This window comes from Oligoflexus sp., from assembly GCF_035638955.1.
In the GTDB taxonomy this organism is placed as follows: Bacteria; Bdellovibrionota_B; Oligoflexia; order Oligoflexales; family Oligoflexaceae; genus Oligoflexus.
In genome coordinates, this window is the sequence record NZ_DASQYZ010000298.1 from 23,763 (window position 1) to 30,676 (window position 6,914).

General features: G+C 48.2%; 8 protein-coding genes and 1 pseudogene. 3 read left to right on the forward strand and 6 right to left on the reverse strand.

The features are described from left to right. Positions 1 to 274 precede the first annotated feature (274 nt). On the reverse strand, positions 275 to 871 hold the full coding sequence (locus VE954_RS27480; RefSeq protein WP_324958922.1) for a hypothetical protein: 597 nt from the start codon (positions 869 to 871) through the stop codon (positions 275 to 277). A 104-nt stretch (positions 872 to 975) separates the two neighbouring features. Here VE954_RS27480 and VE954_RS27485 point away from each other — a divergent pair, with 104 nt between their 5' ends. Beyond that, the gene (locus VE954_RS27485) at positions 976 to 1,200 is read left to right on the forward strand and encodes a helix-turn-helix transcriptional regulator (protein ID WP_324958924.1); all 225 of its coding nucleotides are present in this window, start codon (positions 976 to 978) and stop codon (positions 1,198 to 1,200) included. On the opposite strand, the gene VE954_RS27490 is transcribed toward VE954_RS27485, so the two are convergent. The 3 genes from VE954_RS27490 to VE954_RS27500 all read right to left on the reverse strand — a co-directional run bounded on the left by VE954_RS27490 (position 1,197) and on the right by VE954_RS27500 (position 4,422). Next, complete coding sequence (locus VE954_RS27490; protein WP_324958926.1) at positions 1,197 to 1,913, reverse strand: hypothetical protein; 717 nt, start codon at positions 1,911 to 1,913, stop codon at positions 1,197 to 1,199. The two genes, VE954_RS27485 and VE954_RS27490, sit on opposite strands and share 4 nt — an antisense overlap. Positions 1,914 to 2,002: 89 nt before the next feature. Further along, positions 2,003 to 3,211 carry a hypothetical protein gene (locus VE954_RS27495; protein ID WP_324958927.1) on the reverse strand — a complete coding sequence of 403 codons (1,209 nt, stop codon included), beginning with the start codon at positions 3,209 to 3,211 and terminating at the stop codon, positions 2,003 to 2,005. Then, entirely contained in the window at positions 3,211 to 4,422 is a 1,212-nt protein-coding gene (locus tag VE954_RS27500; RefSeq protein ID WP_324958929.1) for a helix-turn-helix domain-containing protein, read from the reverse strand. Before VE954_RS27500 ends, VE954_RS27495 begins: the two co-directional genes overlap by 1 nt. 689 nt (positions 4,423 to 5,111) lie before the next feature. Between VE954_RS27500 and VE954_RS44450 the strand changes: the two genes are divergently transcribed. After that, positions 5,112 to 5,453: a type II toxin-antitoxin system RelE/ParE family toxin gene (locus tag VE954_RS44450; RefSeq protein ID WP_414699035.1), complete on the forward strand. Its 342-nt coding sequence runs from the start codon at positions 5,112 to 5,114 to the stop codon at positions 5,451 to 5,453. A gap of 4 nt (positions 5,454 to 5,457) precedes the next feature. Continuing rightward, positions 5,458 to 5,817 (forward strand): hypothetical protein, encoded by a 360-nt coding sequence (locus tag VE954_RS27505; RefSeq protein WP_324958931.1) that lies wholly within the window; start codon positions 5,458 to 5,460, stop codon positions 5,815 to 5,817. A 5-nt stretch (positions 5,818 to 5,822) separates the two neighbouring features. Here VE954_RS27505 and VE954_RS27510 read toward each other — a convergent pair whose 3' ends face one another. Both VE954_RS27510 and VE954_RS43870 read right to left on the reverse strand, forming a co-directional pair. Beyond that, positions 5,823 to 6,116, reverse strand: a complete 294-nt coding sequence (locus VE954_RS27510; RefSeq protein WP_324958933.1) for a hypothetical protein — start codon at positions 6,114 to 6,116, stop codon at positions 5,823 to 5,825. Positions 6,117 to 6,750: 634 nt separating this feature from the next. After that, positions 6,751 to 6,914: pseudogene (locus VE954_RS43870) on the reverse strand (signal recognition particle-docking protein FtsY); the annotation flags it as partial.

A 6,914-nucleotide genomic window follows, 5' to 3' on the forward strand; every position in this document is an offset into this window, starting at 1 on the left:
ACCAGTATTGTCGATGCCGATTCTCGTGCTCAGAGAATGCTTCTGAATCGTCGTGGATGCGGCTCCGTGGCAGCGATAGCGCAATGCACTAGCCAAGTCAACTCCGGTTTTTGGCATTGAAATTCATATCATTTTTGGAGGTAAAGGAGGGCTGTTATGGGGCATGGTTGAGTCGGTAACGCAGCCGAAGCATGTGGGTTCGCATGGTCGACTTTTTGACTATAACCAGAAGAATGACTGCGCAATCAATAAGGAGAGCATGCAAAGCTACATTTTAAAGGATCAGTAGGCTCTCTTCATAACCGGTCGCATACATGATCATGGATTCGTCGTCTGGATTAGCAAGGATCTCCTCAAATGGCTTAGCGAATAATAGGTCCATTGCGGCTCTGTTGGCAGCGACCCTATGGCTAGTGTTCCGCCCTCGCCATCTCTCATTAGTGTTGATGACAAAAGCCATCATCGAGATCGCATGATCGTGGGCAATACCAGAGAACAACTGGACCGGTGGCTTGCAGTATGCAATTTCGCCATATGCCACAGTCAGAGTTCCGACCAATGAGAAATGGTCTAAGCACCTGAACCAGCAGCCGATCAACTCCTGCGTAAGTTTGACAAACCGTTTCTCTGCGACGGGGATCGGATGCCCGACTGATAAGCTTAAACCTGGAACTGAGACCAAATCATCATGAAGGTACGCTTCAGGAAGAATTCGAGATTCTGGATAATATGGCACTGTCATTTCCGCAAAGAACTTATGAACCTCGTCCAGTCTCTCATGGTCAGCCAAGCTTGCAAAAAGGCCCAACACGAATCCTTCTTTGAGGCCCTCATTCAGTCGCGAATAAAATAGCTCATCCTTTTGGCGCATGAGACTGCATACCTTAAACTAAACATATAGATTTGTAGGTCATATTGACTCACGAAGTAACCACTTCGTGTCCAGAAATGTGCTCATTTTCCATAATCGCAGCTATGGATATTGAGAAAGCTTACGAAAATCTATTAAAACAAATTGCGCAAAATATCAAAGCACAGCGCGATGTCCTGGGTATCTCGCAGGAAGAGCTTGCCCACAGGTATGGTGCGAGCCCGAGGTACATTCAAATGCTCGAAAGCGGCACCAACAGCCCAAGTCTTCATACGCTTTTGAAAACGGCAAAGGCCCTGGGGATCGAGATCCAGGACCTTTTCCGCTAGACCGGATTTGGCAAGCTCTTGGCCGAATGCTTCACAAATTTCTCTGCGAACCACTCTTCGCGCTTCAACGCTTTTTCCAGGACCTCTGCCCAAAGGATCTCGGATTTTGCCAGTTCTTTTGAGCTTGCCAAGGCAACAAGCTCTTCACGGGCAACGTGCTCTCGCTCCAGCGCTTCACGTTCAGCTTGTTGATATGCTGCAATCTTCTTTTCGCATTGATCATGAAGCGATATCACCTGGGCGGCTGATTCCTGGAGGGCTGCTTCAAGTTTCTGGATTTGCTCGGTGAAGGTATGGAGCTGGCCGGCGAAATGGGCGTTTTGCTCTTTGACCGCCAAAAGCTCTGCTGTGCTGTCGCTCAGCTTTCCTCTGAGGAATTCATTTTCGATACCCAAAGAGTCGTTCGCGTTTTCGAGGTCTTGCAATTGATCATGAATTTCCTTATGAGCCTTCGCTTTTCGATCGCGAATTTCAATATTGATGGCCTTGCGTAATCCAATCGAAATGTCATCATCGCTGTCCTCGGAGGAGCCCAATCCTCGCTCGGCCAGCCACTCTTTGCGGTACTTTTTTACAGTTTGCTTGGACATGCCAGGACACTTGGCCAGGATATCAACCTGCTTGGGAATTTCGCCATTTTGCTCAAGATATTTATCCGCAGCGCGATAGACCAACTCCAGGTTTTTAGCGGCAACGACGTCGTTCAGGTTCATGTTCGCTTCTCCTTGTGTATGGTTTGGGAAACCCCTTGCCGGGAAACCCCTTGCCGGGAAACCCCTTGCCGAGACATCGCCCGGTTCAGTTAGCGTGAGTATCGCGTGGCAAGATAGTTTCTCACCGCAATCGCCGTCAGCGCTTGTATACCTTCCAGCAAAGCACGTAGGACGATGATGATCACGGCACCAATCCCAATTACCCAATCACGGGTGATGCCGAAAGGTTTTGGCTGTTGAACAGAAGTTTTCGGAACAATCTGTTTCGACACATGGACACCCATTGTTTCCATGACGTTCCAGGCTCGATTTTTTGTGGCTTGCTTTAGAGCATCAGTCATTGCATTGAGAGCACGATCTGCAGCGGGTGATGAGTCTGCTTTGCCGTTGGCATGGTCAGTCATTGGAACCTTGGCGGCATCATCCCATGCTTTATCCGCGACATGAAAAGATGAGGAAAGGACCATAAATACATAACAAGCCCCGTATAGGAACTTTCTTGCGCGATCTGTCCAAACTCCCGCAAACTTCATCGATGCAAGCGACAGCATGCCGACGGCGCCAGCAATGGCGAGTGGCCAAGCATAGCCTGGCAGCACATCATGCTCATGATAAAATTCGTATTGCAGAAATGTGGCCAAGCCAGACAGACCCAAAGTCACGGCCAACTGAAATATCACTAGCGGAGGGAAAGCTTCAGCTTTTGGGATTCCTTGCGGGGTATCGGAAGTTTGGAAGTGTGACGGAAAATGGTGCACGTTGCTATCGAACCGAACCTGATTCATCGAAGGTTCCTCAAGCATTTGAAAGCTCAGCGAAAGTTGAAATGGCATTTCGCTGGCGTTGTCGCCCTGTGATGAAGACGTTCCATTAGAAGAGAGTTCCGCGTCGGGTTCCGCGTCGGGTTCCGCCACTTCAGGTTCTGCCGCTTCGGGTTCTGCCGCCTCGGGTTCTGCCGCCTCGGGTTCTGCCGCCTCGGGTTCTGCCGCCTCGGGTTCCGCCATCACGGGTTCTGCCGCCTCGGGTTCCGCCATCACGGGTTCTGTCGCCTCGAGTTCTGCCACCACGGGACTTGACGATACAGGTTCTACCGCCTTGGGTTCTGCCACTGCTACAAGGTGATGCAGGGATGACTTGCGGGTAGTTTTGGAACACGCTTTGGCTTCTGTTGGCTCGGAGGCGTGCGAACCCGCGAACTTTTTGGTCTTTCGGTAATTGCGAGATGCCGCCTTCTTCGGCTCAGGATTGTTGTGGTAGCGCAACCGTTCTCGCAGCTTCTTGGCTTCAGATGCAGGCATTAGACGGCCTCCATGTTCACAGCATGTCTCGCGAAAAGCTCAAGGCTTCTTGAAAAATTCATTTTCCCTATGGTTTGCCTCACAGTCATGAGGCGCTCCTTCGTTTCCTGAGGCACGTCCGACTTCAACATTCGATCGATTTCCTTCCGCAGCTCCGCGTCATTCGTTGGCAGCTTTGGTTTGCACGGGATGCAAAGTCTCTGTCGGGCGGAATTGATCAGGTCCTGCAGCATTGCATTGACCAGGGCTGGGGACGGTTCTGCAAAATGTTTCGACTTTGCGGCGATCAGCTGGGGTAGCTGGGTGATTACCTCGTTGAGCTGAACCTCAGTATCGACCGTATTAAGCGCCCGCATTGCGATATGGCGAATCTCCTGTCGATTTTTCTTTGCCATGTCGAGGCCACTGAACAGGAAGTTGATGCTCTTCGCGCGACTCAGGAGGTACACACATTCACAAATCTCTTTGGTCCTCTCAAGAAAGTACAGTTCGTTCCCGCGTGTACTGACGTACTTAGCCAGGAACCGCTCTTTCTCATCAGGACCAACTGGCACACCCACCACTTCTTTCCAGCCTTCAGCGATATTGTCGACCTCAGATCGAATAGCGCCCAAGTCGCGCATGCAAGAGGAATGGAGAGGCTGAGGATGAGTTAGGATTTCATTTAAGGAATTAGGCGCTGGCTGCGCGATGGGAGGGAGTATCTGCTGCACCGGGACGGAGCCAAGCGCCGATGGAGGAGGGGTGTAATCTGCGATGGGGAAAATTTGACCGTTACGCGCTTCGCCATGGCCTTTTCTTAGGGTGACTTTGATGCGGGCTTCATCCTCGATCACACCTTCAAAAAATTTGAATGCATCCAGGGTAAAAAAGTATCGGTTAGCCCGCTGCTCAAATTTTCCTCGTGTGTTAGTAAAAATGGCGCTATTGATTCGGAGATAGCCTTTTCTTTCGAGGCTCTTCGCTTTTTTGCGCACTGTCGATTCGCTCATTCGCAAGGCTCTAGCGATTGTCGAAACTGACGGGTACGCAGCTTCGTCCACAAACCCAACATCAAAGGGCATGAACGACCCCAGATAGATTAGAAGGTGGTGCTCACGACTGTCGATATCTGGAAGATGATCAAACGCCCGAAGGTATCTGCCGCCAGAAAAAACAGGATGATTTAGGGGGTAAAGTTCGCATGCTAGGTTTGACATTTGTTCCCTCAATCCATTGAGGGAGTCCGGCAGGGTTGAAAAGCAGGCGCAATCGTATTATGTTCCGACGTGGAGTGAATAACTCCGCGGTGGAAGCAGACGGTGCTTGCTCTGATCTAGTGCCAGGCTCCGGTTGTTTCGGAGATCGGAGGTGGGACTCCGGTCTCACACCAAAAAAGCCAACTTCACCCCACGATATTCTTGGCGTGAAAAAAATCAAACGCAAAGTTTGGTCGTTGGCGCCCGCTCCTGTCCTGGCATGCGATCATATCTATTATAGGTAAACGATTGTTAGCTGGAGAAATAGGAACAGAATGCTTAGAAAAGGAACAGAATTTAGCGTGTCATTTTGAGCAATTCTGTTCCCCTTTGTGAAGGATTCCTAGCAGTTTAGATGATGCCAGACTGAACAATTGCAGTTCGAAGATCGGATAGGCAGTCCCACCATTTTGCTTCCCTGCAGGTTTTTCAGTATTTTACATAGTAAAATTAGCAAGATAGCCAGTTCGAGCAGAGCTGGCTATCTTGCTTTTTGGAAGGTTCATTCCTTAACCAACTGCAATGAATAGTTTTCTTCTGACATCAACTAAAATTGAACGTTAAGCATCCGTAAGACACTGTAATAGCAACAATACTTTACTTTGCTAAAGTACTTTAGTATAGTAAAGTTTTGCTGTAAAATACCGATTAGAGAGTGATGCATGGATGCGTCAGAACGAAAATTCGAAGTCTGGTTTTGGGTGAACGAAAATGGTGAAAAGCCTGTCGCGAGGTGGCTTAAAAGCCTTGAGCCCGCAGACAAGCGATATTTGACTGACCTGTTGAATGACTTGGCTTATGATGGTCCAAGATCGAGGCCTAAGGTATTTAAGCATCTTGATGGGAAGCTGTGGGAGATTCGGGATCTCAGAACTGGAGCGGGATATCGAATTTACTTTGGGTTTGATGGCAAATCGATCTGTCTTGTTGTTAACTCGGGGGACAAAAGTTCGCAGAATCGCGACATCGAGCTGGCCAAACAACGACTGAAGTCTGTGGAGTAGATTTATGAGTTTTGATCCAAAGAAACTCGCCAAGCATGCAAAATTAGATGATGTGGAGCAGGAGCTTTTCACTCCTGATGAAATTCGAGATATTAAAGCCGCAGCTGCTGAGCGTTCTCGGATTCGACGACATCTTTCCGACCAAGTGAGCAAAGCTCTTGCGGGTTATATGACCCAAGAAGACATTGGCTTCAACGAACTTGAGAGAAGACTACAAATGAGTTCAGCGACTACTGCTAAGCTCCTTCGAGGAGAATCCAATATCACTTTGGACACCGTTGCTGCTGTGGCATACTTGCTTGGGCAAGAACCTAAGCTCACTTTTGAACACCGAAAGGTCAAAAGTTCCGCAGTGAAAGGATGAAAGAATCAAGTCCCAAGTTCCGGATCTTTGGCCAATTCAGTTAGGGCTTGATAGTCAATCCATGTATTGTCATCCATGGCTACAACTGACATAGACCGGACCTTAACTACCTTTGGACTATTCTTTGTCATTTTCCATTTTTCCGGTTTTAAAGCGCACAGGTTATAGTATTCGATGAGTTTACCGGCAATTTTAAAGTTAAGCTCAGGTTCTTTCAATCCCACTGCCACACTGCTATAAATTACACAATCAATGCCATTCATCTTTAGAAGTTCGACAAACCATTGTGTGACGAGCATTTCGTAGCTGTCATAGGAATCTACGTGGGCAGCGAAAAGTCGATCGAGATAAAGCAGTAGAGGTCGCAGGTTTTGATTTTCAATCGAGTTAATTTTCCTCCTGTATAAGTCTTCTTGGGTTTTTGATGTCGAGGATGGTGCATCTTGCCCGGAAATACTTGACCCCCTGATTGGGCGGAATTTCGGTCTCTAGTAATTTGGTCGCACTAAGCATTGCCTCGTATAAATTTCGCGAAGGTTTTGAGAAAAAGCGACTAATTAATTGGAGGGATAATCCTAGGTCAATAAGATCACTTACTAAAGGGTCAACCTTCGGCCTGGCTTTTGGACTCTTGCTCTTAGTCATTTGAGCTCCACTCATATTACCCATCTCAACCTTGGAGCATATTTTACCATATCGCCATTAAGACGTAAGGAGCAGAATTTCCAAAAAAGGAACGGCTTTCTCTGGTTTAAATTGGCCTTTTTCGTTCCTTTTAAGTGATTATTTTTTTGCAGTTAAGTGGGACGCTCTTCAACAACCGCAGTTCGAAGGTCCGATAGCAAGTCCCGCCATTAAGATCTCACATGAGAAACAAAAAAGCGAAGCTGTTTGGCTTCGCTTTTTTGTTTTCTAGAAAGACGAAGAGGGCCCTCAGGCAAACAAGGATTCAGCAAAATCCCGCGCCGAGAACTCTTTCAAATCCTTCGCCTTCTCACCCACTCCAATATAACGAATCGGGAGTTTGAACTTCTGCTTGATGCCGATGATCACACCGCCCTTGGCTGTGCCGTCCAGTTTGGTGACCACCAGGCCGC

Bases quoted from the DNA above. Each gene is read 5' to 3' on its own strand.
- VE954_RS27480 (WP_324958922.1), bottom strand. From the start codon at position 871: ATGCGCCAAAAGGATGAGCTATTTTATTCGCGACTGAATGAGGGCCTC.
- VE954_RS27485 (WP_324958924.1), top strand. From the start codon at position 976: ATGGATATTGAGAAAGCTTACGAAAATCTATTAAAACAAATTGCGCAA.
- VE954_RS27490 (WP_324958926.1), bottom strand. From the start codon at position 1,913: ATGAACCTGAACGACGTCGTTGCCGCTAAAAACCTGGAGTTGGTCTAT.
- VE954_RS27495 (WP_324958927.1), bottom strand. From the start codon at position 3,211: ATGCCTGCATCTGAAGCCAAGAAGCTGCGAGAACGGTTGCGCTACCAC.
- VE954_RS44450 (WP_414699035.1), top strand. From the start codon at position 5,112: ATGGATGCGTCAGAACGAAAATTCGAAGTCTGGTTTTGGGTGAACGAA.
- VE954_RS27505 (WP_324958931.1), top strand. From the start codon at position 5,458: ATGAGTTTTGATCCAAAGAAACTCGCCAAGCATGCAAAATTAGATGAT.
- VE954_RS27510 (WP_324958933.1), bottom strand. From the start codon at position 6,116: ATGCTCGTCACACAATGGTTTGTCGAACTTCTAAAGATGAATGGCATT.